We start from the raw sequence: 25944 nt of genomic DNA on the forward strand, positions 1-25944 counted from the left end.
AGCTCATTGCTGGAAGGGCAACTCCAACTGCGTCGGCCCAAGCTGAAGACTAATTTTCCCGCGAACAGCAGCCTTAACGCGATCCAATTCCACCGTCAGCACAAACGAGTTGTTGCCTGCCTTCGGAACTGGCATATCAAACGTAAGTCGTTGCTGATGATCATTCAATGACTCGATATCAGTCTTGAAAGTAAACAGCTTTTCCATACCCCCTTCGACGTTGCGCAAGTCAGGACGCCGATACGGTGTTTTAGGTGGCAGAGCCATAGGCTCGGAAATGACGGGCGCAGATTGGTTCAAGCTATCTTCCATCGCAAGGTCGCCGTCGGACGTGCGCCGCTCACCAGGTAACCTGGCAATAGACTGCGGCGTCGCCGTCTTTAACAACATAAGGCCCGCGTCAAAACCGCCCCTTTTCTTTCGCTTTTTAAGCCGTTCCTGCTCCAAGCTCGCATGATCAATGTTTAGCGCAGCAGCGAGCGCTAGTAACACTTCCTGGACGTCAGCGAGTTCGCCCATCAGGTCGTCACCTGTGCGAGCATCCAATGCCTCGAAAGCCTCTTCGACAAGCTTTTGCCGCAAGGCGCTAACAAGCGCATCCCCTTTCAGCGCAATCGACTCGACCCGCTCCCCGCGCTCGCGAATCAAGTCCGGAATTCCGTCCCTAACCAGTTTGTGAAACTCAACGACCTCCTCGCCCGTCCCAAACAAATCCACACATTCGACACTGCACCCCTCGCGACTCAACATGTAATAGGCGTGTGACAGAATGCCACCGGACAATTCCACCACGAAACCAATTTTCCTCGCAAGTTGCGCCAACTCGGAAGCGAAACTTGCGTTTCGGATTAGTTCGGCGTCGACCGGTGCCATGACTACCCGTTCGATACTTTCGCCGGCATCGGCCGATTTTTTCAGTTGTTCCCAGTCTTCGCGATGCCGAATAACGACCTCGTGCGCAGAAACCCGTTTTCTTCGAGGCGCAGCCTTTGGACCTCCACTAATGGAGGACGAACTGTGGAACCACGGCAGCACACGATGTGACGTTGCATCTTGGTGGTTATCCACAAACCACATCACGCATATTGCTTCTTCGCGGCGTTCAGCGATCCGGCGCGTGGTTTGCGCAATCTCAAATATCCACTGGGTCCGCGTAATGCTACGCGACCAATCGTGCGCAGAATCCGTAACTTGCGGGATCCACCGCCCAGCCTCGTCAGCCGCAATAAAAGTGCCCTTGAACCGCAATCTCTCGCGCAAACCATAATGCAGGTCACCACCGATTTCGCTAACCTGAATGCTTCGGCCACCTGTGTCGACTTCAAATGTATCGTGCGAATGCCAATAGAGCCCCTCAGGATTTCCCCACAATGACTCGATTCGAACGATAGGATTTCCGGGCTCAGCTCGCGCCCAAGCAGAGGCAACCGACGGAATAAAGTGGTGTGCGATTAGACACAACCCCGCACCTTGGAGGTCCGACTCCAGCACGAACCGCGCGAAGGTGGTTGTCAGCCAACCTTTCGCATCTGCTAGCGAGCGCAACTCATCGCTCCTAGGTAACATCTCTCGCTTCGTTGCGGGGATGTCCGTCCCATCAGTGCGAATGATGAAGGGCCGCTGCGTCAGAAAGCCAAGGTCGGCCGCGAGGTCATCCGTTACTATCCCACTTAGCAGCGCGCTAATAACCGCAGGTTCGTTCAGAATGTAAAACGGCGGCATGCGATAACCGAGATCAGCATATAACTTTGCGTTGCGAAGCTTCCCATAGGTTGCAAAGTCCTGCTCATTTACGGGCCGAAACGCGCGGAGCCGGTCGGTATTGATTTGAGGTATGTGCCTCGGGATAACAGATCGCGGATCGATACCACCGCTTACGGCTGCGCGATCGGCCTGAACAAGCCAGACAACCCGGCCATCCCATACCCATTCGAAATGCATGCGCGAGGAAAATTGCATCGACCAACTGCCGACACGCTTCAAGACAATCCCAATCGCCGGCCGAGCATCACAAATCAACCGCGCTGTGTTCAGCGCCTTCCCACTGCGCCATGTCCTTACAGCCACGGGCTCCGTCCGCCCAACCTCGCCGTTCACTGGTTCGAACTCCGCGACCCAATCTCGCGGTTCGTAGCTGAGACGGCGCTCGTTAGACATGTGTCCCTTTTCTGCGACGACAACGCTCTTCTGCACAACAAGATGTATCGCGCCAGAGTCCCCCTTTGCCTTCGCCGTTTCCGTGAGCCTTCCCATAAGCTCTTTCGCACGAAGCCATGTATCTCGCGCTGGACATTCAAGAGAATCCAACTGCCCTCGAGCGTCGAGTGTTTCGGCCACGCCGCTCGATCTGATAAAGACCGACGCGTGCTCAGCCAGATCGACTGTCGAAAGCGCCGTTCGTATCGCTAGAACAATACTGTCCTCGGTCGCTTGGTCGTGCGCTCCCGTTAGGCAATTGCCAGAGATAACAAAATATGGTGGAACCCATTCCGCCGGCAACGTGCTCAACCCAAAGGCTTTCCAGCCTACTTCCGAGTGCGTGATATCGTCGGGTTCAAGTAATCGCAGGCCGTCAGTCGTGACAATGTTGAGCGGGTTCTTTGGTGATGGCGCAGCGTCTCTTGAGCGTTGCGGTGTGCTCTTATTTTTGGCCATCGCCCTTCGTTGCAGTGGCGTTCGATTTCGATGCTTCTCGTGTACCAAAAATTACATCCGCCATCTCGGTCATTTTAGCCAGAGCCTTATCGCCGAAGTAGCCAGTGATGAAACCCAGCGAAACAAACGCAGATGCCTTGTTCGCGTTTATGGTTAGGCCCAAAAATCCTGCGTCCGTGAGCGCGCCCACAATGAAGGCCAGTGACCCCGCGAGCAGCGGTGACAGGAGACGCCACAGCCGACGGTCCTGATTCCAAAATCCTTTAGCGACTACGTGATACAAATATTTGATCCCAAACAGCGTTCCGCCAAGAACGCCCCCCAAAAAGAAATAGCCATAACGCGCAAACACTGGCCGACTGCAAACAGCACATGCCGTCCAATCCGCAAAAAGACCGCTCCATACCAAGAAAATCATCAGCAGCGAGCCGATAGAAATGGCGGCCACCGCGGCACCTTCCCAACCTATCTGACGTCGCGCGTCCGGGGGGTACCGTGACTGCCAATCATGAACGGTTCGTCCATCCGCTTCGTCGTGGGGAATTACTCCCGGAACGGCGAGCAACGCGGCGTCATCGGCTGGAGCGGTATCAGTTGAGGACACGGTGTCGTCCGGCGCGGACGACACTAAAGATGCAGCATCTACTAATATCGGTTCCGCCCCGCTCGCCCGTTCAGATGTCATGTCTGCGCGCCAACCTTAAATCGCAGCTGTTGTGAGGCGCTCGCCGGCCAAAGCGCCTAACCGGGCGGCAGTTCGTTCAGCGCTGTCAGTAAACGGAAAAAGGCGATAGTCGAATTGCCCCCCCACTCCCATACCGGCCGCCAAAATCTTTCGGAAAAATTGTGATTGCGGCTGATCGACGATGGAGACATGAACCGACGCCGAAAGCTCATCCGCCGTGTCCGCCATCAGCAGGTATTCGCGACCGTCAATTGCTCGCTCAAGATCGCGCGCCGGTGTACGAACCCAAGCTCGCTTGCCGTCATTTGCAAGGACCTGCTGCACAAAGGAGCCGCGAAAGGGCACCAAATGCAAATGCGCGTGATCTGTACCGCAACCGGTGAGCGAACCAGACGTGCTGACGCCGTGCTCAAATACAACGACGTCTCCGTAAGCTGACGATATAACCTCCGCGACTTCCCGCGCAAATTCTTGAAAAGCCGCTTCGCGGTAGTCTTGTGACAGATTGAGGGTATGGCGCTTCGCGCAGACAAGCGTCCAGCCCTCCACGAACCCGCCGATAGACGGAATCGCGAAGTAGTCGTCAGACTCCATCAGCACCCGATCGTAACCGGCGTGAGTCTTCCCCGCGCCAATGCGGCAAAACCGACACTCCAGCGCTGGCGAATCAATCCGGTTGCCTGTCATAGCGACCTCCACTTATACACATTCTGATTTTACTACTCGCGGCCTACTGATGCGTTGCATCGCTATCAGCTAACCGACCGAGGCACGCGCAACAAATCCGAAAAGAACAGCACCTCACGCCCCGTCCGACTGGTTCTTGCGTTGTGCAGCAAATCGAAGCTTCGCGCTTTGACGCCTCGGTAAAGCGATCGGATTTCGGGAACCTCATCGTATGACACGACCCAAGGTGCCTTAATTTGGCCGACGGCGAGTCTAACCTTCGCATGGTCTGCCGCGCTGTAAGCGTTCAAGTATAAATCGGGACCTTTCTTGAAATACGGCGGATCGAGATAGATCAGTTTTTCGCGCCGCCTCCGCCCTAGATTGGCTAAAAATTTTAGCGCATCGAGGTTCGATATATGGATTCTAGACCGGAGTTGACCCACGCGGGCAACGCGCGCCATCAGGTCATGCCGATTGAACCTGGCGTCGAGCCGCCATTCGCCAGCCTGCGCTTTGCCTCCGATCATGCCACCATTCATAATCCCGGAATGGTTGGTTCGATTCAAGAAAAAAGTAGCAAAGCCCAGAGCAAAGGTATCGGCACGCGATCCGAGCATGTATATCTGACGCTGTCGAGCCCACTCGTCCGGCGTAACCTCAACAAGCGCTAGTTGGTCCACGAATCGCTGGTTGTCTTCCAGGACGGCGTGCCAGAACGAGTAGATCGCGACATCAAGATCGTTCAAGTGTATCGAACCGACTCGGCCTTGCATTAGCAAGCTCAACGCGAGCGATGCCCCGCCAGCATACGGTTCCGCATAATCAATCCCATCTAGTCTGTTCGCATCGAGTAGACGACCGAAGAAGGGAGCGACCCTCCACTTCCCACCAGGATACCTAAGAGGCGATGCCGTCTTCATTCGTTTGTTGGGTTCTCGTTTCTGTTCATGTCGTCTATACAAATATGCGACCCGAGTGTACCTTAAGTCTCTGCGGCGACCTGCGGCCCGGCAAATAGGTCACGCGAGCTGAGTTTTGGTTCGTGTACATCCTATGCAGCGAGGTGCTTCTAGGCTGCCTTGCCGGCGATACTCACGACTTTGTTCGCCACCGAGATGACCGCCTGACGGTCGATTTCGTCAGCAAGATATTGCAGTGCGCGCCGCCGATCGGCTTCCAATTCGTGATGGTGATAGCTTGCCGCAGTTTGGCTTCTCTCGGTGTGCGCAAGCAGCAATTCCACTACGTCCCGGCTGAAACCGTGTTCACGCAACAGCGTCGCTGCGGTCCCGCGCGTGCCGTGCGGCGAGAACTCTGGTACGCCGAAATCCATCCGCTTAAACAGATGGTTCAACGTCGCGTCAGCCATCGGCACGTTGCTGCGGAACGCAGATGGAAACACATACTCGCCCCGGCCGGTGAGCGCGCGCTGTACGTTCAGAACGTCCAGCGCCTGCTGCGAGAGATAAACTCGGTGAAGACGGCGCGACTTCATCCGCTCAGCCGGAATGTCCCATTGGGCCTTGTCCACGTCAATCTCAGCCCACTTCGCACGCAGCACTTCCGCTTTTCGGCACATGCTATACATCAACAGCTTCGCCGCCGCCGTGGTGGATGGATGCGCTCCTTGCTTACACACAGCACGCCAGAACGCGCCCAACTCCGACTCGCTCAGATGCCGATGATGTTCGGCCTTAGGAACCTCGATCACGCCCCGCAAGGGCAATGCAGGGTTATTTTCAACCAACAACTTCTGGATCGCGTAGTTATAAACCTGCTGGATGATGACGCGCACCCCCTCGGCTGTGCTCGGCGTCGCGCGGACTCTCTCGATGATCGACAGCACGTCAGACGCCTTCACGTCCTCAAGGGCCTTGCGCCCAATGAAAGGCCAAACGAATCGGTCCAGGCGGGATCGGATTTGCTTTCGATATCCTTCCGACTTGCCAGATAGACGCTCGTCGATCCACTTGAGGGAAAACGCTTTGAACTGGCCTTCGTCCGCCCTCAATAGCTCCCTCGCTTTCCGCTCCGCTTCATCTGCTCGCTTCTGTGCCGCAGGATCAATGCCCTGCTCCACCATTGCGCGATATTCGCTGTGCCGGTCGCGTGCATCCTTCACCCCAATTTCGGGGTACCGGCCGATCGTTACCTCCCGGCGCTTCCCAGCCAGCGAGTACTGATAGCACCAAGTCTTTGAACCGCCGGGCATGATCTGTACGAATAGGCCACCGCCGTCTGTCAGCTTGTACGACTTTTCCTTCGGCTTGGCGTTATTCAGGCGCGTCGGCGTCAATGTGTAGTTGAAGTGTCTTTTCCTGCTCATTCCCGGCCCCTCACAAATGAGGGTAGCGAGGGAAAATCTACCCTCAGTCCCCTCAAATTTTCCCTCACTAAATCTCGGATTTCCTCAAATCACGCCGGACACAGAAAAACAAAAACCCCGGCGACACATAGTGTACACCGGGGTTTACCGGATTTCGCCGGTACACGCTGGACGAGCTTACATGTTTTCGATCAATACCTGGCCAAAGCCCGAGCAGGACACCTGCGTCGCGCCTTCCATCAAGCGCGCGAAGTCATAGGTGACCCGCTTTTGCAGAATCGACTTTTCCATCGACTTGATGATGAGATCGGCCGCTTCGGTCCAGCCCATGTGACGCAGCATCATTTCAGCCGAAAGAATTTCCGAACCCGGGTTCACGTAGTCTTTGCCGGCGTACTTCGGCGCAGTGCCGTGCGTGGCTTCGAACATCGCGACCGAATCCGACATGTTCGCCCCCGGCGCAATCCCGATACCGCCGACTTGCGCGGCCAGCGCGTCTGAAATGTAGTCGCCGTTCAGGTTCAGCGTGGCGATCACGTCGTATTCCGCCGGACGCAGCAGGATCTGCTGCAGAAACGCGTCGGCGATCACGTCTTTCACCACGATGTCGCCACCCGTTTTCGGGTTCTTGATCTTCATCCACGGACCGCCGTCGATCAGCTCCGCGGCGAATTCCTTCTGCGCCAGCGCATAACCGTAGTCGCGGAACGCGCCTTCGGTGAACTTCATGATGTTGCCCTTATGCACCAGCGTGACCGAGCGGCGCTCGTTGTCGATCGCATACTGGATCGCCTTGCGCACCAGGCGCTCCGTGCCTTCGCGCGACACCGGCTTGACACCGATCCCCGAGGTTTCCGGGAAGCGGATCTTCTTCACACCCATTTCTTCGCGCAGGAACTTGATGACCTTCCTGGCGTCTTCCGACCCGGCGGGCCATTCGATGCCGGCATAGATGTCTTCCGAGTTCTCACGGAAGATCACCATGTCGATCTTCTCAGGTTCACGCACCGGAGAAGGCACGCCCTTGAAGTACTGCACCGGGCGCAGGCAGACATACAGATCGAGTTCCTGACGCAGCGCAACGTTCAGCGAACGGATACCGCCGCCGACCGGCGTGGTGAGCGGCCCCTTGATCGAGACGACGTATTCCTTCAGCACCTGCAGCGTTTCTTCCGGCAGCCACACGTCCGGGCCGTACACCTTGGTCGACTTTTCGCCGGCGTAGATTTCCATCCAGTGAATTTTCTTCTTGCCCGCATAGGCTTTTTCTACTGCGGCATCCACGACTTTCAACATCACCGGCGTGATGTCGAGGCCCGTTCCGTCGCCTTCGATATACGGAATGATCGGCTGGTCGGAAATGTTGAGCGAGAAATCTGCGTTGACGGTGATCTTGTCACCACCGGTCGGAACCTTGATGTGCTGGTACGGCATGATCGGACTCCAGTGAAGGCTGTGCTGAAAGCTGATGGGAGACTGCGGAAACTGGGTGCTCCTCGCTACGCAATGCCGGACGCCTGCGAGCGGCCTGGTCGCCTATTCTAGCCCACGCCGACGCGGCAACGAGGCCGCATGCGGCTCGGGGTTTTCCAACCTTGTCGAAAATCAAAATCAGTAAGAGGCACACTCTTATGTCTTATATAAGACATAAGACTCGCCGCGGCTCATTATGCATTATTATTCCGCCATTTACTACCGAGCCAGCGCCCCTCCTGGCCTTCGCGGCACGCTCCCGCCGCCGCTCGACCTTCATCGATTCCTCCATGCGACTCCTCGCCCTGAACAAACCGTTCGGCACCATCTGTCAGTTTTCGCCGCACGAAACGCGGGCGTCTCTGGCCGACTGGGTCAAAGTGCCCGGCATCTATCCGGCGGGCCGGCTCGACTCCGATAGCGAAGGGCTGCTCCTCCTCACCGACGACGGCGCGCTGCAAGCGCGCATCGCCGAGCCGCGTCACAAACTTGTCAAACGTTATTGGGCACAGGTGGAAGGCGCAGTCGATGATGTCACGTTGGAGAAGCTCGCACGCGGTGTCGATCTCGGCGATTATGTGACGCGGCCCTGCCGCGCCGAATACGTCGAACCGGCCGATTCGCTGTGGCCCCGCACGCCGCCGATTCGCTACCGCGCCGCGATTCCGACCACGTGGATCGAATTGTCGATCACCGAAGGCAAGAACCGCCAGGTGCGTCGCATGACCGCGGCGGTGGGTTTCCCGACGTTGCGTCTCGTGCGTGCCGGTATCGGCGCACTCGATATTTTTTCGCTCGGACTGCAGCCGGGAGAGAGTGTCGAATTGCCGCTGAAGGCGCCATGGGAAGGGATCGTCTGAACGCGTTTGCCTGCGTGCCATGTCTGCAGCGAACCGGGACTGAACCCGCATCGAACCGATATTTTGACCCGCGGCGAAAAAGCTAACTCGTTGTATCCGCAAACAAATTAGCGCGTGAAACCAATGTGAAAAACGCGTGAAACAATTGCGTTCACGATCGTTGCGCAGCTATTCATTTGCTTCAGCACGTTGGCATATAAATTTTCCACAAAATTCACGTCAACCGGTGCGCGAGCTCACGCGTTATTCGACGCAGATGCCGCCCGAAGCTATCCGGCATTCAGCCTTAAGGGCCTTTGCACACGCCGCACTCGCGGTGAGTACGGGGAGTCTGAGCGCTAAGCAGACGCGTCGAAAAAAATGTCGATGCGGCTGTCAACCGAAAGGTGGATGGCACGTTTACCGACATGACTCTACATATAACCGGGTCATTTGGTTAATTAACTCAAGCTGAGGATTTACAAAATGAACAAACTGATCGCCGCTCTGGTCGCTGGCCTCTTCGCAACGGCAGCATTCGCACAAGCTTCGGCACCGGTGGCAGCATCGGCAGCTCCGGCAGCAGCAGCTTCGTCGGCAAAGAAGACCACGAAGAAGGCAGCACACAAGAAGTCGCACAAGAAGGCAGCAGCAGCAGCTGCAGCTTCGGGCGCTTCGGAGTAAGTTTGTTGTAAAAACGCAGTCAAGAACTAGCTTCATTGCCGTTCTTACGGCGTTGAAAGGCAGATCACCGCAAGGCGATCTGCCTTTTTGTTTTTGACGCGCTCGCGTAACATTCGCGAGTTAAATTCCAGCAAGGAGTCATGCCGTGCGATTTCCCATGCGCTCGTTGATTGCGCGTTTCGCTGTTGCCGTTGCACTGCCGCTCGCCGCAATGTCGTTCGCAGCGACCACCGCTGCCCCCGCTCATGCGCAACAGATGCCGGCCGGTGCGAAGCAGCCCGGCGACTTTCCGCGCGCGAAGCTGACCGCGGGCATGTTCGTGATCGACGCAGCCGTCGCCGCCAACGACGCCGATCGCGAACAAGGTCTGATGTATCGCACGACCCTCGCGCCGAATGAAGGCATGCTGTTCGTCTTCAATGAAAACGCCGTGCATTGCTTCTGGATGAAGAACACGTTGATCCCGCTGTCGATCGCTTTCATTCGCGCCGACGGCACGGTCACCGACATTGACGAAATGCAGGCCGAGACCACCAACAATCACTGCCCGAAGAACAACGGCGTGTACGCGTTGGAAATGAGCAAGGGCTGGTTCTCGTCGAAAGGCATCAAACCGGGCATGAAAATCCAGGGCTTGCCGGCCGCGCAATAAAAGCGCATCGACCATAACGACGCCCTGCCGATTCTTCAGCGGCCGCTTTTCAGAAAAAGCCGGTGCCTTTCGCGAGGCACCGGCTTTTTGCGTTCAGCGCGGAGCGGGCCATGCACGGCACCACGCATCAGAGGCTCGGCGCCGTCGCGCGAGCCCATACCAGCAGGCCTTCACACGCGGCTGGCAAGATTCCTGCAAAAGACAGGCCGACGCGCTATCCTTGTATTCTTGGCAAAGCAGCATCCAAGGCTCCCCGGGCAGCACAGACTGCCGCCCGGCAAGCGTTTCAGGCGCGCCATTTCAAGGAGGTTCACGTGCCCCGCAAGACTCCCATCGAGCGCTACCGGAATATCGGCATTAGCGCTCACATCGACGCCGGCAAAACCACCACCACTGAACGCATCCTGTTCTACACAGGCGTGACCCACAAGATCGGCGAGGTTCACGACGGTGCTGCGACGATGGACTGGATGGAACAGGAGCAGGAGCGCGGCATCACGATCACATCGGCTGCCACCACTGCTTTCTGGAAGGGTATGGCCGGCAACTATCCGGAACACCGGATCAACATCATCGACACCCCGGGTCACGTCGACTTCACGATTGAAGTTGAGCGCTCGATGCGCGTGCTCGACGGCGCCTGCATGGTGTACGACTCGGTCGGCGGTGTACAGCCGCAATCCGAAACCGTGTGGCGTCAGGCGAACAAGTACAAGGTGCCGCGCATTGCGTTCGTCAACAAGATGGACCGCGTCGGCGCGGACTTCTTCCGTGTGCAGCGGCAGATCGGCGATCGCCTGAAGGGCGTCGCGGTGCCGATCCAGATTCCGGTCGGTGCGGAAGATCACTTCCAGGGCGTGGTCGACCTCGTCAAGATGAAGGCGATCTACTGGGACGAAGAGAACCAGGGGATCAAGTTCGAGTATCGGGACATTCCGGCGGAACTCGCGGACACCGCGAAGGAATGGCACGACAAGATGGTCGAGGCCGCCGCTGAAGCGAGCGAGGAGTTGCTCGACAAATATCTGCATGGCGGAACGCTAACCGAAGAGGAAATCAAGCACGGCATTCGTGTGCGCACAATCGCCAACGAGATCGTGCCGATGCTGTGCGGCAGCGCGTTCAAGAACAAGGGCGTGCAGGCCATGCTCGACGCGGTGATCGACTATCTGCCGTCGCCGCTCGACATCCCCGCGATTACCGGTCACGACGAGCACGACAACGAAATCGAGCGGCATCCGAAAGATGACGATCCGTTCTCCGCGCTCGCCTTCAAGATCATGACCGACCCGTTCGTGGGCCAGCTGATTTTCTTCCGCGTGTATTCGGGCGTGGTGAATTCGGGCGATACCGTCTACAACGCGACCAAGGAAAAGAAGGAACGCCTTGGCCGGATCCTGCAGATGCATGCGAACGAGCGCAAGGAAATCAAGGAAGTCTACTGCGGCGACATTGCCGCGGCAGTCGGCCTGAAAGAAGCGACCACGGGCGACACGCTGTGCGATCCGCAACACGTGATCATCCTTGAAAAGATGATCTTCCCGGAGCCGGTGATTTCGCAGGCCGTCGAGCCGAAGACCAAGGTCGACCAGGAAAAAATGGGCATCGCGCTCAATCGTCTGGCGCAGGAAGACCCCTCGTTCCGCGTGCAGACGGATGAAGAATCCGGCCAGACTATCATCTCCGGGATGGGCGAATTGCACCTGGAAATTCTGGTCGACCGGATGAAGCGCGAGTTTGGCGTCGAGGCGACCGTCGGCAAGCCGCAGGTGGCTTACCGCGAAACGGTGCGCAACAAGGTCGAAGACGTCGAAGGTAAGTTCGTCAAGCAGTCGGGCGGCCGCGGCCAGTACGGCCATGCGGTGATCACGCTCGAACCGTCGGCGCAAGGCAAGGGCTACGAATTCGTCGACGCGATCAAGGGCGGCGTGATTCCGCGTGAATACATTCCGGCAGTCGACAAGGGCATTCAGGAAACACTGAAGGCCGGCGTGCTGGCGGGCTATCCGGTGGTCGACGTGAAGGTGACGCTGACCTTCGGTTCGTACCACGACGTCGACTCGAACGAAAACGCGTTCCGCATGGCCGGTTCGATGGCGTTCAAGGACGCGATGCGCAAGGCCAGGCCGGTGCTGCTCGAACCGATGATGGCGGTCGAAGTGGAAACGCCGGAAGACTTCATGGGCAACGTGATGGGCGATCTGTCGAGCCGTCGCGGCATGGTGCAAGGCATGGAAGACATTGCCGGCGGTGGCGGTAAGCTGGTGCGTGCCGAAGTGCCGCTCGCGGAGATGTTCGGCTATTCGACGTCGCTGCGTTCGGCAACGCAAGGCCGCGCGACGTACACGATGGAGTTCAAGCACTACGCTGAAACGCCGAACAACGTCGCGGAAGCCGTGATCAACGCGAAGCACAAGTAAGCACCGCGGGTTGCAACACGCTATGTGCTGCAACCCGCAATGCAACGAAGGCAAACAGCAAAAGGCCCGTCCTCGGTGGATGGGCTTTTTTTCGTCCACGACCCCGCCTGGGGCAGCCGGCAACACACACGTTTTTGAACGTGCAAAAATGCCAAACGGCGCCGTGCCGACCGCCCGGACCAACGCCCCCGAGGAGACACACCATGAGCCAGGATCACGAACACCCGCATTACAAGGACGAGCAACCATCGGCGCCGATCGACTGGCGCGAGCACGGCGTCAAGGTCATCAAGGGCGACCAGCTCGACAGCAATACCGCGCAAACGCCGGGCATGAATCGCGCGGCGGCGATCAACGCGGCACGCGTCGGCGCGCAGAAAATCTGGGCCGGCACGGTAACGATCCATCCGAACGCGAAAACCGGCGCGCATCATCACGGTGCACTCGAAAGCGTGATCTACGTGGTGCGAGGCCAGGCACGCATGCGCTGGGGCGAGCATCTCGAGTTCACGGCCGAAGCGGGCCCGGGCGACTTCATCTTCGTGCCGCCCTACGTGCCGCATCAGGAAATCAACGCAAGCACCGACGATCCGCTCGAATGCGTGCTGGTTCGCAGCGACAATGAAGCGGTGGTGGTGAATCTGAACATCGACGCGGTGGAAGCGCCAGAAACGGTCTTCTGGGTCGATCCGATTCACAAGCATCCGCACGATCACTAAACCTCTTTCACGTACCTCATGACGCCGACCGCCTCGCTGCGCCCTCGCCTCATCACGCTGTACGCCGTATTGATCGCCGCTAATCTCGGCGCATGGGCGTGGGCGCTAATCGCGTTTCGTCACTATCCGCTGCTGCTCGGCACCGCGCTGCTCGCCTATGGCTTCGGTCTGCGCCACGCAGTGGATGCAGACCACATCGCAGCGATCGATGCCGTCACGCGCAAGCTGATGCAGGCGGGCAAGCAGCCGCTCGGCGTCGGCCTGGCGTTTTCGCTGGGCCATTCGACGATCGTGATCATGGCAACGATCGGCATTGCGTGGACTGCGCACTCGCTGCACGGCCGCTTCGAGACCTTCAAGGCGGTCGGTGGTCCGATCGGCACGGTTGTGTCGGCGGTGTTTCTGCTGGTGCTGGCGTGCGTGAACCTCGTGATTCTGCGCGACGTGTGGCGCCGCTATCGCCACGTCCAACGCGGCGGCGAACTCGCTGCTGAAACGACGGCAAGCATCGCGCCCGTCGGTCTGCTGTCGCGCGCATTGCGGCCGATGTTCCGGCTCGTAACGAAAAGCTGGCACATGTACCCGGTCGGCGTGCTGTTCGGCCTCGGCTTCGACACCGCGACCGAGATCGGCCTGCTGGCGATTGCCGCCTCCGAAGCCGGCAAAGGTCTGCCGCTGTATTCAATCCTCGTGTTCCCGGCGCTCTTCACCGCGGGCATGACGCTGGTCGATTCGACCGACAACGTGCTGATGGTCCACGCCTACGGCTGGGCCATGGACGATCCGAAGCGCAAGCTCTACTACAACGCGAGCATCACGTTCGTTTCGGCGGTGGTGGCGATCGTCATTGGCGGCGTCGAAGCGTTGGGACTGCTATCGGACAAACTTGGTCTGAACGGCGGTGTTTGGGATGCAGTGGCGAGTCTTAACGAGCACTTCGGCGCGCTGGGCTACGGCATCGTCGCAACCTTCATGGCGTGCTGGATCGGCTCGGTACTGTTCCATCGCTGGCGCCGCGCCGACACCGTCGCGCGGTAAATCCAGCTTGCCTACGCAGAGGATCGGTAAGGTTTCCACGGCGACGACGGCGCAACGGCAATTCCCGCGCTGCGGCATCCTGCGCTTTGCGCAGGCCGTGCGAGACGGCCCGCCGAGCGTTGTCGTGATGACACACGCCGGCCCTTTTATACGCCAAACGGCGACCGGACCGCGCTGCAAGCGCGCCGAACCAGCGGGCAATCGCTTACACTGAAACCACTTTTCAGCACTGCAGCGCACTGCAGCTTTTCGTCATTGCAATAAGTCGCCTTGTCGCGCGCATCCGGCGCGGCCCTTCAGAACCGGCAGCAGAACGGACTGGACACTCCATCGATGAAGACTCCCGCGGACCGATTTCCCGAACTCGACCTAGCCCGCCGCACCGCCGACGCCTATGGCAACCACGCCATCGACGAATTCATCGCCGGCCGCATCACGCGCCGCGATCTGCTGCGCTATGCGAGCGTGATCGGTTTGTCACTGGCTGGCGGCGGCGTGCTGAATGCGCCGCGAGCCCGCGCGCAAGGCACGCCGAGCCCGTCTAACCAGACGATCCGCGTGGCCCATCTGACGCCGGCCGGCGCGGTCGATCCGCTCACCGTGAACGATGCCGCGAGCCTCGCGCTGCTGAACCAGACCGGCGAATTCCTGATCGACGACGACGGCGAAAAGCTCGTGCTGAAGCCGGCGCTTGCCTTGTCGTGGAAGGCGAACGATAAGGGGGACGTGTGGACCTTCGCGCTGCGCCCGAACGTCAAATTCCACGACGGCCAGGCGTTCACCGCCAAAGACGTCGCCGCCACTTTCGATCGCCTCGCCGATCCGGCGAGCGGTTCGGCGGCGCTCTCGGTGCTCAAGGGCGTGCTGTCGAAAGGCGGTGCGAAGGTCGTCGACGAGCACACGGTCGCCTTCCATCTCGATGCACCGAACGGCAACTTCCCGTACTACGTTTCCTCCGACAATTTCAACGCCGTGATCCTACCCGCGAACTATGCGGGTGGTTATGAAAAGAGTTTCATCGGCACCGGTCCGTTCAAGCTCGAAAAGTATCAGGCAAAGGTCGGCGCCTCGTTCGTGCGCAATCCGGACTACTGGGGCGACAAGGCGTTACCGCAACGCGTACAGTTCTCGTTCTACGCCGACGAACAGGCGCAAATGCTCGCCTTGCAAGGCCATCAGGCTGACGTGATGGGCACCTTCACCGTGCAGGGCGGCGCCGGCATTCTGAACAATCCGGACTACAAGGCAATCGGCGTGAAGTCGAGTGCGCATCGCCAGATTCATATGCGCAACGACAATCCGCTCTTCAAGGACAAGCGCGTGCGCCAGGCGCTGGCGTTGTCGCTCGATCGCGACGTGCTGGTGCGGGGTCTGTTCAAAGGCCGCGCGCAGATCGGTAACGATAGCCCGTTCGCACCGGTGTTTCCGTCATCCGATGCGGGCGTCGCGCAACGCAAGATCGACATTGCGAAAGCGAAGCAACTGCTTGCACAAGCAGGCGTGCCGAACGGTTTCGACGTCACGCTGACTACCGAGAAGTACATGGAGATTCCCGATCTCGCGGTGGTCGTGCAGAACGCAGCGAAAGCGATCGGCGTGCGCATCAATCTGAAGGTGGAGAGTCAGGCGCTGTACTACGGCGCGGGCACACCGGGCAAATCGGATTGGCTCGACTCGCCGCTCGGCATTACCGATTACGGTCATCGCGGCGTGCCGAACGTGTTTCTGAACGCGCCGCTTACCAGCACCGGCACGTGGAACGCCGCTCACTTCAAGAACCCTCAGTACGATCAACTGGTTGCGCAGTTCGTCGCAGCAGTCGACCTGGGCACGCAGAAGAAAATCTCCGGACAGATCCAGACGTTGCTGCTCGATGAGACGCCCGTGATCATTCCGTTCTTTTACGATCAACTGATCGCGATGCGCAAGGGTGTGAACGGCGTGCGCTTCACGGCGCTCGCGCAACTCTATTTCGACCGCGCGGTGCTGAGCGCGTGATGTTGAACGCGAAAGCCGGTGAACACAAAAACCGTTGAAAGCATGAGCGCGCGGCACTTCTTCGGCAGGAGATCACAATGTCGACCACGGTGACCCCTTCCGCCTCTCCAGCCCCCAACGGCAACGCCGGCCGTGTCGCGCGATTTCTGGCGACGCGGGTCGGTTTGTCGTTGATTACGCTGTGGCTGCTCTCCGTGATCGTGTTCGCGGGCGGCCAGTTGCTGCCTGGCGATATCGGCCGCGCGGTGCTCGGGCCGCTCGCCGATGCGCGCGCGGTCGCCGCGCTCAATCATCAGCTCGGCGCGGACCGGCCGCTCATGACGCAATACGTCGAGTGGATCTCGCATTTCGTGCGCGGCAACATGGGACTCTCCTATGCGTATCGTGAACCGGTTGCGCCATTTATCGCCGACGCCCTGGCGCATTCGGCCAAGCTCGGTCTGCTGGCGTTTATCGTCGTTGTGCCGCTCGGCATTGCGGGCGGTGTGTGGTCGGCCATGCACGCGGGACGCTGGCTCGATCGCACCATCAGCATCGCCGGTTTGTCGGCGACCGTGGTGCCGGAGTTCGTCTCGTCGATCGTGCTGATTCTGGTGTTCGGCGTGTGGCTGCGCTGGTTGCCGATCGAAGCGTCATATCCTCCCGAAGCGAGCGCGCTCGAGCAACTGCGGTATCTGATTCTGCCGGTGCTACCGCTGGTGTTGGTCTTCTTCGGCTACATCGCGCGAATGGCGCGCGCGGGCACAGTCGAAGCGCTCGACGCGGACTACACCCGCACCGCGATCCTCAAAGGCTTGCCGCGCCGTACCGTGATCTGGCGGCATGTGTTGCGCAACGCGCTGCTGCCGACCATCACCGTCGCCGCCACGCAGCTCGGCTACATGATCGGCGGCCTCGTGGTGGTCGAGACGCTGTTCCACTATCAAGGTATCGGCTCGCTGATCTACAACGCCGCCAAGGCCAAGGATTTTCCAATGCTCGAAGCGGGCGTGCTGACGATCGGCGTGGTCTACACCGTCGCCAACCTCGTCGCCGATGCACTGCATATCCTGCTCAATCCGCGACTGCGAGTGAGGAGCGCCGAATGAGCACCATCGTTCCGCCGGCCGCGCCGCCTGCGCCACGCCCGGCTACTGAACCGCGCTTCGACCAGTTGCGCGTGCTGCTGCGCTCGCCCACGTTTGTGGTCGGCGTGTTGATCGTTGGATGGTGGGTCGTCTGTGCGATCGCCGGGCAATGGATCGTGCGGATCGACCCGTATGCGTCCGATCCGCTCAACTCGCTCACGCCGCCGGATGGCACGCATTGGTTCGGCACCGATCAGCTCGGCCGTGACGTGTTCTCTCGAGTCATTGTCGGTGCGCGCGACATTCTGACCATCGCGCCTTTGGCGACCCTGCTCGGCACGGTCGCGGGAACGGCCCTCGGCTTGATCGTCGGCTACTTCGAGGGCTGGGTCGACAACGTAGTCGGCCGCGCGATCGACGCTGTACTCGCGCTGCCGCTGGTGATCGTCGCATTGCTCGCGCTGGCCGCGGTCGGTGCATCGAACTTCACCGTGATCTTAGTGATCGGCATTACCTTCACGCCGATCACCGCGCGTACGGTACGCGCTGCCGTGTTCGCCGAACGGCATCTGGACTACGTCGCCGCTGCGCAACTGCGCGGCGAACGCGCGCCGTACATCATGTTCGCGGAGATTCTGCCGAACGTGCTGCCGCCGATCATCGTCGAGGCGACCGTGCGGCTCGGGTATGCCATTTTCGCGGTCGCTACGCTGTCGTTTCTCGGCTTCGGCATTCAGCCGCCTTCCGCCGATTGGGGCCTCGCGTTGTCCGAGTCCTACACGCTGATGGCGGGTGGCGCATGGTGGACCGTGGTGTTCGCGGCCGGCGCCATCGCTTCTCTCGTGGTTGGCGTAAATCTGATCGCCGATAGCGTGCAAGGAGTGCTCGACCGATGAACGGCCCGCCGCCCGCCTCCTTCCCCGCCTTCGACGTCTCGAAGAGCGATCGCACGGATGCGCTGACCGTCGTCGGCCTGACGGTCACATACCGGATGCGCGGACGTGATCGTGAAGTACTGCAGGACGTATCGTTTCGCGTGCGGCGCGGCGAAGCATACGGCCTCGTCGGCGAATCGGGCTGCGGTAAATCGACAGTCGCGATGGCGGCGCTGCGCTATCTGCCGCGTAACGGCAAGGTGAAGGCCGGCAAGATCATCATCGCCGGCCAGGACGTGCAGAAGCTCGACGCCGACGCTTTACGCACGATGCGCGCGAACGCGATTTCGATGGTCTATCAGGATCCCGGGCGCGCGTTGAATCCATCACTGACGATCGCACGGCAAGTCACGGAAGCCTTCGAAGCCGCCGGCGTCTCTCCTGACGAAGCAGTGCAGCGCACGGTCGAGATATTGCAACGTGTGCGCATTGCTTCACCCGAGCGCGTGATGGACAGCTATCCGCATCAGTTGTCGGGCGGCATGCAGCAGCGCGTGGTGATCGCCATGGCGCTCGCCTCGAACCCGGCCTTGCTGATTCTCGACGAACCGACCACCGGACTCGACGCCACCGTCGAAGCCGAAGTGCTCGATCTCGTGGCGCAACTGCGCGAAGAACTCGGCACTGCGGTGCTGTTCATCAGCCATAACCTCGCGGTGATCGGCCGGATGTGCGAGCGCGTCGGCGTGCTGTACGCAGGCAAGCTGGTCGAGGAAGGCGCCACCCAGGACGTGTTCGCGCGGCCACGTCATCCCTATACAGTTGGACTGCTGCGCTGTTTGCCGACCACGGGACGCAGCAAGGACACCGAGCGGCTCGATACCATCGCGGGCAATTTGCCATTGCCAGGCTCGGTCACGCAAGGCTGCATTTACGCCGACCGCTGCCGTCTCGCCGACGACCGCTGCCGCCATGAAGCACCGCCGCCCTATCGCGTGAGTGCCGCACACGGCGATCAGATGTCACGCTGTCATTACCACGAACGCGCAATCGAATTGCCGCGCGCGGCTGCGGATGTATTGCCCCAGCATGACGGTGCGTTGCGTGACGGCGCGCGCCCTGCTGTCGTGCTGCGCGCGGAAAAACTCTCGAAAACATTCCACGTATCCGGCACTCCGCTGCGCGCAGTCGACAACGTCTCGATCGATCTCGCCAGTGGCGAAACACTCGGCCTCGTCGGCGAATCTGGCAGCGGCAAGACGACGCTCGCGAAATTGATGCTCGGCCTGCTCACACCGGATGCGGGCAGCGTGCTCGAACTCGATGGCACGCCCCTCGCCGCGCGCGTCACGCGACGCAACGACGAGCAGGTCAAGTCGCTGCAGATCGTGTTCCAGAATCCGGACTCGGCGCTCAATCGCGCGCATTCGGTGAAGCGGCTGATCGGTCGTGCGTTGTCGCGCCTCACCGCGCTGCGCGGCGCCGCAATCGACGAACGGCTCGCTACGTTGACAGCGGCGGTGCGCTTACCCGAACGCTATCTCGGCTCGCGCACGCGTCAGTTGTCCGGCGGGCTCAAGCAGCGCGTGGCGATCGCGCGCGCGTTTGCCGGTGAGCCACGCGTGGTGGTTTGCGACGAACCCACGTCCGCGCTCGACGTCTCCGTGCAGGCCGCGATCCTCAACCTGCTCGCCGATCTGCAACGCGAGCGTGGCGTGAGCTACGTGTTCATCTCGCATGATCTGCACGTGGTGCGCTATCTGTCGGATCGCATCGCGGTGCTGTATCTCGGCCGGCTTCTGGAGATCGGACCGGCAGCCGCCGTCTTCGGCGGACCGCACCATCCCTACACCGAAGCGCTTCTGTCTTCGGTGCCGACACTCGATGCCCACGACAACACCGCCCGCATACGACTGTCCGGTGATCTGCCGAGCGCCGCATCGCCGCCTTCCGGTTGCGTGTTCCATACGCGCTGCCCGCGCAAACTCGGGGTCATCTGCGAGCAGCAAGACCCGCCCTTCCTCGAAGCCGGCAGCGGTGACGCTGGTCAGCCGTCCGCGCATCGCATCCGCTGCCATATCCCCGTCGACGACTTGCGTGTACTGCAATCCGCCGCGCGCGACAACGCCGGCAAGGTCTCCGGCAGCGGCTCGGAAAACGCGCCGGAAAACGCCGCGCGCAACGAATAAAGCGCAATAAGGCGGCTTTCCGGCCACGCGTTTCATCATCGAAACATTTTCCTGCGTTTTTTCCTCGCGGCCATCGCACACCCCTATTCGACGTCCGTCGCCGCAAGGCTTTGCGGACCGTGGCATGGATATCGCTAAGTACTGTCCAGACATTCGAATCCAGAAGAGATCGGAAGAGAGCTGGAAGCGCCGCTTGGACGAATCGCAATGGCAAGACGCGATACGTGACGCAGCGCGTTCGGACGGTATCGGCTGAAACGCACGCAAGCGTTTGTCAGCAACCCGGCTACGGCGCCGGGAAGACAGTGATGGTGTTTGACTTGCATCCGCAAAACAGACTCGGGGGGCGGCGAGGCTCGCGTTCAGACAGGCCCGGCGTCGGCGATTCAGCGTGGGAGATGGCGGCAGCGAGGTGTCGGCGTCCCCTCGGGAGAGACGTGATGAAAACCAGAAAATTCAATCAGTACTACTTCGGGGTCTTACGGAGTACGGCAATCGCGGCGGGCGTGGCTTTGCTGATCACCCAGGTCGCGTACTCGGCGTCGACGGATGCGGTCCCCAAGTTTATGACGGTTGCCGATGCACCGCTGCCTGCGAGCGGCGCGCACGCAGCGACGCAAATCTCGCAGGACGATGGGTCGGCGGCGGGCGCAGCGGCGACTGGCACCGCGCCTGGTGAACCGACCGCTGCGGACGACGCGGCCATTGTGTTCAGCCCGCGCGACTGCACAAGCACCAGTATTGGAGGGTGCGCGCAGCATCGAGGCAGCAACGGCGCCGCGAGCGCAGGCAGCGGTGGCGCGGCTGCGAGCGGCAATGGCGCCGGCGGCGCAGCTGGTTCGGGCAGTGGCGGCGGCAAGGGTAACGGCGGTGGAAGCAGCGGCGGTGGTAGCAGCGGTGGTGGCAGCAGCGGTGGTGGCAGCAGCGGTGGTGGTAGCAGCGGCGGTGGTAGCAGCGGCGGTGGTAGCAGCGGCGGTGGTAGCAGCGGCGGTGGTAGCAGCGGCGGTGGTAGCAGCGGCGGTGGTAGCAGCGGCGGTGGTAGCAGCGGCGGTGGTAGCAGCGGCGGTGGTAGCAGCGGCGGTGGTAGCAGCGGCGGTGGTAGCAGCGGCGGTGGTAGCAGCGGCGGTGGTAGCAGCGGCGGTGGTAGCAGCGGCGGTGGTAGCAGCGGCGGTGGTAGCAGCGGCGGTGGTAGCAGCGGCGGTGGTAGCAGCGGCGGTGGTAGCAGCGGCGGTGGTAGCAGCGGCGGTGGTAGCAGCGGCGGTGGTAGCAGCGGCGGTGGTAGCGGGAGCGGCGGCTGCGGTTGCGGTGGCGGCCCCGGCGGCGGGTTCGGCGGTGGAAAAGGCGGCCCCGGTGGTGGTTTTGGCGGAGGCTTCGGTGGCGGGTTCGGCGGCGGCTTTGGCGGAGGCTCCGGCGGCGGTCACGGAGGCAAGGGTGGTGGCGGCAATGGTGGTGGCAATGGCGGCGGAGGAAACGGGCACTGACAGCCCCTGTTTCCCGGGTAGGGGGCCCCCGCGCCCTACCCGTCGCTAACGACATGCGTATGCCGTTCGCAGTCCCCCGGCAGCGGCGGTGATGTCTCGATCCCCCGGTCGAGCATCACCGCCCGAAGCCGGTCGAAGTCGGCAGCACCTGCAGGCGGTCCGGCAAAACGGCACGCACCGCCGCGAAATGCTGACAGGCAGTTCCTGCTCTTGCACACGTTTAAAACCAAAACAATCGATCGTGTCGTGCGTGACCGGAACCAAACCGAAGCGATTGCCTCATATCAGATTCAACGTTCGATATGAGGGCACCACAACATGCAACGAAACGTCCCCCACTCCATGGCGCGCACGGCCACCGGCCTGCTGATGGTCGCCGCTCTGGGCCTCGCATCGCTCGCTAATGCGCAAACTGCGGCGCAAACACCGGCCACATCGCCCCAGCCGCAGCCGCAAACCCTGTCGCAAGCCGCTCCGTCGGTCGATCCCACCTTCTCTGCCTATTCGCTCGCGCAAACCTGCAAGCTGAAAAACGATAACGTCGCGCAAGGTCAATGCGTCGGCGCGATCCGCGGCATCATCCACGGCTATCAGTACGGCGTGCTGTTCCTGGGTCAGCGCGCGTCGCTGCCGCCCAACGAAACGCAGCGTGTGTCGCTGTGTTTGCGCAATACGCAGGTGTCGTCGATCGTCGACGAATTCGTTGCCGACGCCGCCCAGGTCAACGAAGATTCGCTCAAGCACACGCCCGCTGAAGTCGCCGTTCTGGGTTCCGTGCACATGCACCACAGTTGCAATTAATGACGCCGGCGCAGCGAGCCGCAGCGCCACAAGCGCGCCGGCACCATGGCTGGCTGCAATCCGCTAACGGCCGCTACCGCGCTCACAGCATTTCGAGTGGCCGCTTGCTGCGTGGCGGTTTGAAGTAAGTGTCGATGGCAGCGAGTTCATGCGCGTCGAGTTTCAGTTGTGACGCCCGATGGTTGTCGCGCACATGCTCGACGCTGCCCGCTTTCGGAATGGCGAACACGCCGGGCTTTTGCAGGACCCACGCAAGCGCCACCTGAAACACCGAGACGCCGCGTGCGTCGGCGATATCGTCGAGCGGCGAGCGTTTCGGCAGGCGTGCGTGATCGACCGGACTGTACGCCATCCCCGGCATGTTGCGCGCGGCGAGCCACGGCAAGAGGTCGAATTCCGGTCCACGGCGCGCAACGTTGTAGAGAATCTGATTGGTCGCGCACGCCTCGCCGCCCGGTGTGGCGACGAGCTCTTCCATATCGTCGGTGTCGAAGTTGCTGACGCCCCAGTGGCGAATCTTGCCCGCGCTGCGTAATGCCTCGAATGCCTGGACGGTTTCCGCGAGCGGCACCGAGCCGCGCCAGTGCAGCAGATACAGATCGAGTCGATCGGTTTTCAGGCGCTTGAGGCTCTGCTCGCAGGCTGCGATCACGCCGCGCCGGCTGGCGTTATGCGGATACACCTTGCTCACGAGAAAGACCTGATCGCGCAGCCCCGCCAGCGCTTCACCAAGAAGCGATTCGGTGGCGCCGTCGCCGTACATTTCCGCCGTGTCGATCAACGTCATGCCCAGTTCGATGCCGCAGCGCAGCGCCGCGAGTTCCGAGGCGCGCCGCGCCGGCTGTTCACCCATCTCCCAGGTGCCCTGCCCCAGTTTCGGAATACGCTCGCCGTCGGGCAGGCTCACGCTTGCGATATCGGTCGTCATGCTTTCTCCTCGAAGTGGCTAAACATAGGGCAACGCGTCCATGTCCATGCGGCGGCGCGGGCGAATCCACGGCGCATGATACGGAAATCATGGGGACGAGTTTAGCGGTTGCACGAGCACCGGATCGGGCACCAGGCAAAAGCCCGCTATAACGGAGCGCGCCGATGTCTTAGAATTGCCGCTTGCCCTTCTTGCGTGAGCCCCATGACCTCTGCCTCGGAAGACCGCTGGCGCGACCTGCGCCCGGACCCGGAAAACGACACGCCGCTGTATCTGCAACTCGCTCGCAAGCTCGGCAGTGCGATTCACGAAAACCGTTGGAACGCGGGCGAGGCACTGCCCTCCGAGCGCGTACTGTCCGAAGCGCTCGGCGTATCGCGGATCACCTCGCGCAAAGCCATTGCCCTCCTGGTCGAACAGGGATTGATCCGCCGCACTCAAGGCGCGGGCAGTTTCATCACGCCGCGCTATGAAGATCCGCTATCGCGTCTGTCGAGTTTCAGCGAAATGCTGCGGCGACGCGGTTTTACGCCGAGTTCGAAATGGTTGTCGCGAGAAATTTCGCCGGCTAACCGCGATGAGGTGATTCAACTGGGCTTGTCACCGGCGGCGGCGGTAACCCGGCTGCGCCGCTTGCGCCTCGCCGACGGCATCGTGATGGCGGTGGAGAACTCCACCTTCCCTGCCGCGGTGATTCCCGATCCTCAGGCAATTGGCGATTCGTTGTACACGTACCTGGAAAATCGCGGATTGACGATTGTCCGCGCGCTGCAGCATTTTCGCGCGGTGAACGCGAACGACGAGATCGCGCAGCAAATGAGCATTGCCCCTAACGAGGCGCTGTTGCTGATCACGCGCGTCGGGTACACGGCGGATCAACGGGCGATCGAACTGACCGATACCTACTGCCGGAACGATTACTATGATTTCGTGGCGGAGTTGAGGAAGTAAGCGCGGTGTTTGTCCTTCGGGGCAATCGCAACGCTGTTACGCCCATTTCGCCTCATGCGCCCCTATCCGAGCCGGCGGCAAGTCAAAGCGCGCAGGCGTCTCCTCAAGACGCTCAGCCGGCAGAACGCCTAGCACTCGCCCGAACTCCGACTGCACGGTTCCCAAACAATCCCGCACATCGTCGATCGAAACGTCGGGCGCCTTCCAGCCGTCGGGAAGCAATCCGAAGGATTGCAACCACCGCCCGGTCTGCGCGAGCGACACCCTCACGTGCCAGCTGCCGCCTTCGGTGGCTCGCCGCGCCAATGCGGCCATTGCGCCGAAAGCAGCCAGATATCCGGTCGCGTGATCCAACGCCTGACAAGGCAGATGCTTCGGCTCATCCCATCCTGCCGCCTCGCGCTCGGTAAAAGCAATCCCACTCGCGGACTGCACCAGGCTATCGAAGCCGCGCCGCCCGGCCCAAGGTCCCGTGTGCCCATAAGCGCAAACCGAGACATAGACGATCCCCGGCCGCACTTGCGCCAATTCCTCGGGACCAAACCCGCGCGCTGTGAGCGCCCCGGGCCGATACGCCTGCAGAAACACATCCGCGTCGCTAACAAGGCCAATTAACGTTTCCCGGCCAGTTGCATCGCGCAAATCGATCACAGCCGAGCGCTTGCCGCGACCGTTGTCGATCACCAGTGGCGCAATGTTCGGCAAGTGCGGACCGTTGACCATCAAGACCTCGGCGCCATGCTGCGCGAGCGCGCGCCCCGCCACCGGCCCGGCAATGATCCGCGACAAATCCAGCACCCGCACGCCCGCCAGCGGCCGCTCCGCGCCTGCCTCGCGCGGCGGCTCGACTGGTGCATCGCCGATGCGCTCGATCTCGAACAACGGCAACGCCGCAATCGCTTTCGCCTGATCGAGCGCGGCCCACTCGTCGGGCGTGCGAATCAATGCCGCGCACAAACCGGCATCCGCGAGCGTCTGGTCAAGTGTCGCGCCATCCCAGCCGCGAATCGCCTCCGCCACCGCCGCGCGATCGTTCGCGCAGTCGAGCACCTTCAGCACGCCTTCGAGATGATGCGGAAAGTTTGTGTGCAGTTGAATCCAGCGGCCGTCGCGCGTCGCGTAGAAGCCCATCACCGGATCGCGCAAAGCGGGCGGCGGACCCTCGTCGATGCGCAGATAGCGCTCGCTGCGAAACGAAGCCAGCGCGCGCCGCATCTCCACGGTGACGTGTTGCCGGCGCCCCGTGCGCAAGCGATGGTATTCGGCAGCCGCCAGGCCGCTCGCGGCGATGGTCGCCTGCGCCAACGCGCCGACCCGATAGACCGACGGCAAGCCTGGATCGGTGCCGGGAAGCGAGACGGAGCGCAACGCAACCGGGTCGCATTGCGCGGTCATCCAGATATGTTTGAGTGCGAGTTCAGGCGTCATGGTGCTCATGTCGTTCATCTCATTCGAGTTGGAACAGGAAGAAAGTGAACCGAGTCTAGAATTTCG

The 25944-nt window shown here is 61.0% G+C and carries 21 protein-coding genes; 13 read left to right on the forward strand and 8 right to left on the reverse strand.

The window, feature by feature from the left end:
* Window positions 1-3: 3 nt before the first annotated feature.
* The 6 genes from PQQ86_RS15820 to icd form a co-directional block, all read right to left on the reverse strand.
* Complete coding sequence (locus PQQ86_RS15820) at window positions 4-2655, reverse strand: nucleoside triphosphate pyrophosphohydrolase (protein ID WP_408268426.1); 2652 nt, start codon at window positions 2653-2655, stop codon at window positions 4-6.
* Complete coding sequence (locus PQQ86_RS15825; protein ID WP_408268427.1) at window positions 2642-3340, reverse strand: hypothetical protein; 699 nt, start codon at window positions 3338-3340, stop codon at window positions 2642-2644. The genes PQQ86_RS15820 and PQQ86_RS15825 overlap by 14 nt, the downstream gene beginning before the upstream one ends.
* Window positions 3341-3355: 15 nt before the next feature.
* The gene (locus tag PQQ86_RS15830) at window positions 3356-4027 is read right to left on the reverse strand and encodes an HIT family protein (protein ID WP_408268429.1); all 672 of its coding nucleotides are present in this window, start codon (window positions 4025-4027) and stop codon (window positions 3356-3358) included.
* A gap of 65 nt (window positions 4028-4092) precedes the next feature.
* On the reverse strand, window positions 4093-4929 hold the full coding sequence (locus tag PQQ86_RS15835; protein WP_408268432.1) for a DNA adenine methylase: 837 nt from the start codon (window positions 4927-4929) through the stop codon (window positions 4093-4095).
* A 149-nt stretch (window positions 4930-5078) separates the two neighbouring features.
* A complete protein-coding gene (locus PQQ86_RS15840; RefSeq protein WP_408268434.1) occupies window positions 5079-6335 on the reverse strand; it encodes a tyrosine-type recombinase/integrase in 1257 nt (418 codons plus the stop codon).
* Window positions 6336-6512: 177 nt separating this feature from the next.
* A complete protein-coding gene (icd, locus tag PQQ86_RS15845) occupies window positions 6513-7769 on the reverse strand; it encodes an NADP-dependent isocitrate dehydrogenase (protein ID WP_408268437.1) in 1257 nt (418 codons plus the stop codon).
* A gap of 329 nt (window positions 7770-8098) precedes the next feature.
* Here icd and PQQ86_RS15850 point away from each other — a divergent pair, with 329 nt between their 5' ends.
* The 12 genes from PQQ86_RS15850 to PQQ86_RS15905 all read left to right on the forward strand — a co-directional run bounded on the left by PQQ86_RS15850 (window position 8099) and on the right by PQQ86_RS15905 (window position 22571).
* Window positions 8099-8668, forward strand: a complete 570-nt coding sequence (locus tag PQQ86_RS15850; RefSeq protein ID WP_408268438.1) for a pseudouridine synthase — start codon at window positions 8099-8101, stop codon at window positions 8666-8668.
* A gap of 465 nt (window positions 8669-9133) precedes the next feature.
* On the forward strand, window positions 9134-9331 hold the full coding sequence (locus PQQ86_RS15855; RefSeq protein WP_074282411.1) for a hypothetical protein: 198 nt from the start codon (window positions 9134-9136) through the stop codon (window positions 9329-9331).
* Between the two features lie 145 nt (window positions 9332-9476).
* Entirely contained in the window at window positions 9477-9983 is a 507-nt protein-coding gene (locus PQQ86_RS15860) for a DUF192 domain-containing protein (RefSeq protein ID WP_168435940.1), read from the forward strand.
* A gap of 314 nt (window positions 9984-10297) precedes the next feature.
* Complete coding sequence (fusA, locus tag PQQ86_RS15865) at window positions 10298-12403, forward strand: elongation factor G (protein WP_408268441.1); 2106 nt, start codon at window positions 10298-10300, stop codon at window positions 12401-12403.
* A gap of 203 nt (window positions 12404-12606) precedes the next feature.
* A complete protein-coding gene (locus PQQ86_RS15870; protein ID WP_097390236.1) occupies window positions 12607-13122 on the forward strand; it encodes a cupin domain-containing protein in 516 nt (171 codons plus the stop codon).
* A gap of 18 nt (window positions 13123-13140) precedes the next feature.
* Complete coding sequence (locus PQQ86_RS15875) at window positions 13141-14160, forward strand: HoxN/HupN/NixA family nickel/cobalt transporter (protein ID WP_408268444.1); 1020 nt, start codon at window positions 13141-13143, stop codon at window positions 14158-14160.
* A gap of 333 nt (window positions 14161-14493) precedes the next feature.
* Window positions 14494-16158 carry an ABC transporter substrate-binding protein gene (locus PQQ86_RS15880; RefSeq protein ID WP_408268446.1) on the forward strand — a complete coding sequence of 555 codons (1665 nt, stop codon included), beginning with the start codon at window positions 14494-14496 and terminating at the stop codon, window positions 16156-16158.
* Between the two features lie 77 nt (window positions 16159-16235).
* Window positions 16236-17246: an ABC transporter permease gene (locus tag PQQ86_RS15885; RefSeq protein WP_408268449.1), complete on the forward strand. Its 1011-nt coding sequence runs from the start codon at window positions 16236-16238 to the stop codon at window positions 17244-17246.
* Entirely contained in the window at window positions 17243-18121 is an 879-nt protein-coding gene (locus tag PQQ86_RS15890; RefSeq protein ID WP_154565861.1) for an ABC transporter permease, read from the forward strand. Before PQQ86_RS15885 ends, PQQ86_RS15890 begins: the two co-directional genes overlap by 4 nt.
* Window positions 18118-20289 carry an ABC transporter ATP-binding protein gene (locus PQQ86_RS15895; protein WP_408268453.1) on the forward strand — a complete coding sequence of 724 codons (2172 nt, stop codon included), beginning with the start codon at window positions 18118-18120 and terminating at the stop codon, window positions 20287-20289. The genes PQQ86_RS15890 and PQQ86_RS15895 overlap by 4 nt, the downstream gene beginning before the upstream one ends.
* A gap of 795 nt (window positions 20290-21084) precedes the next feature.
* Complete coding sequence (locus tag PQQ86_RS15900; protein ID WP_408268454.1) at window positions 21085-21819, forward strand: hypothetical protein; 735 nt, start codon at window positions 21085-21087, stop codon at window positions 21817-21819.
* 269 nt (window positions 21820-22088) lie between these two features.
* Window positions 22089-22571 carry a hypothetical protein gene (locus PQQ86_RS15905; RefSeq protein WP_408268457.1) on the forward strand — a complete coding sequence of 161 codons (483 nt, stop codon included), beginning with the start codon at window positions 22089-22091 and terminating at the stop codon, window positions 22569-22571.
* An 82-nt stretch (window positions 22572-22653) separates the two neighbouring features.
* Here PQQ86_RS15905 and PQQ86_RS15910 read toward each other — a convergent pair whose 3' ends face one another.
* Window positions 22654-23499: an aldo/keto reductase gene (locus PQQ86_RS15910; protein ID WP_408268458.1), complete on the reverse strand. Its 846-nt coding sequence runs from the start codon at window positions 23497-23499 to the stop codon at window positions 22654-22656.
* 204 nt (window positions 23500-23703) lie between these two features.
* Here PQQ86_RS15910 and PQQ86_RS15915 point away from each other — a divergent pair, with 204 nt between their 5' ends.
* Window positions 23704-24450, forward strand: a complete 747-nt coding sequence (locus PQQ86_RS15915) for a GntR family transcriptional regulator (RefSeq protein WP_093635740.1) — start codon at window positions 23704-23706, stop codon at window positions 24448-24450.
* Window positions 24451-24486: 36 nt separating this feature from the next.
* On the opposite strand, the gene PQQ86_RS15920 is transcribed toward PQQ86_RS15915, so the two are convergent.
* Entirely contained in the window at window positions 24487-25878 is a 1392-nt protein-coding gene (locus PQQ86_RS15920) for a CoA transferase (RefSeq protein WP_408270311.1), read from the reverse strand.
* Between the last annotated feature and the right edge of the window lie 66 nt (window positions 25879-25944).

The sequence above is a fragment of the Paraburkholderia sediminicola genome (genome assembly GCF_046026675.1).
Lineage (GTDB): Bacteria > Pseudomonadota > Gammaproteobacteria > Burkholderiales > Burkholderiaceae > Paraburkholderia > Paraburkholderia sediminicola_F.

Bases quoted from the DNA above. Each gene is read 5' to 3' on its own strand.
- PQQ86_RS15820 (WP_408268426.1), bottom strand. From the start codon at position 2,655: ATGGCCAAAAATAAGAGCACACCGCAACGCTCAAGAGACGCTGCGCCA.
- PQQ86_RS15825 (WP_408268427.1), bottom strand. From the start codon at position 3,340: ATGACATCTGAACGGGCGAGCGGGGCGGAACCGATATTAGTAGATGCT.
- PQQ86_RS15830 (WP_408268429.1), bottom strand. From the start codon at position 4,027: ATGACAGGCAACCGGATTGATTCGCCAGCGCTGGAGTGTCGGTTTTGC.
- PQQ86_RS15835 (WP_408268432.1), bottom strand. From the start codon at position 4,929: ATGAAGACGGCATCGCCTCTTAGGTATCCTGGTGGGAAGTGGAGGGTC.
- PQQ86_RS15840 (WP_408268434.1), bottom strand. From the start codon at position 6,335: ATGAGCAGGAAAAGACACTTCAACTACACATTGACGCCGACGCGCCTG.
- icd (WP_408268437.1), bottom strand. From the start codon at position 7,769: ATGCCGTACCAGCACATCAAGGTTCCGACCGGTGGTGACAAGATCACC.
- PQQ86_RS15850 (WP_408268438.1), top strand. From the start codon at position 8,099: ATGCGACTCCTCGCCCTGAACAAACCGTTCGGCACCATCTGTCAGTTT.
- PQQ86_RS15855 (WP_074282411.1), top strand. From the start codon at position 9,134: ATGAACAAACTGATCGCCGCTCTGGTCGCTGGCCTCTTCGCAACGGCA.
- PQQ86_RS15870 (WP_097390236.1), top strand. From the start codon at position 12,607: ATGAGCCAGGATCACGAACACCCGCATTACAAGGACGAGCAACCATCG.
- PQQ86_RS15875 (WP_408268444.1), top strand. From the start codon at position 13,141: ATGACGCCGACCGCCTCGCTGCGCCCTCGCCTCATCACGCTGTACGCC.
- PQQ86_RS15880 (WP_408268446.1), top strand. From the start codon at position 14,494: ATGAAGACTCCCGCGGACCGATTTCCCGAACTCGACCTAGCCCGCCGC.
- PQQ86_RS15885 (WP_408268449.1), top strand. From the start codon at position 16,236: ATGTCGACCACGGTGACCCCTTCCGCCTCTCCAGCCCCCAACGGCAAC.
- PQQ86_RS15890 (WP_154565861.1), top strand. From the start codon at position 17,243: ATGAGCACCATCGTTCCGCCGGCCGCGCCGCCTGCGCCACGCCCGGCT.
- PQQ86_RS15895 (WP_408268453.1), top strand. From the start codon at position 18,118: ATGAACGGCCCGCCGCCCGCCTCCTTCCCCGCCTTCGACGTCTCGAAG.
- PQQ86_RS15905 (WP_408268457.1), top strand. From the start codon at position 22,089: ATGCAACGAAACGTCCCCCACTCCATGGCGCGCACGGCCACCGGCCTG.
- PQQ86_RS15910 (WP_408268458.1), bottom strand. From the start codon at position 23,499: ATGACGACCGATATCGCAAGCGTGAGCCTGCCCGACGGCGAGCGTATT.
- PQQ86_RS15915 (WP_093635740.1), top strand. From the start codon at position 23,704: ATGACCTCTGCCTCGGAAGACCGCTGGCGCGACCTGCGCCCGGACCCG.
- PQQ86_RS15920 (WP_408270311.1), bottom strand. From the start codon at position 25,878: ATGACGCCTGAACTCGCACTCAAACATATCTGGATGACCGCGCAATGC.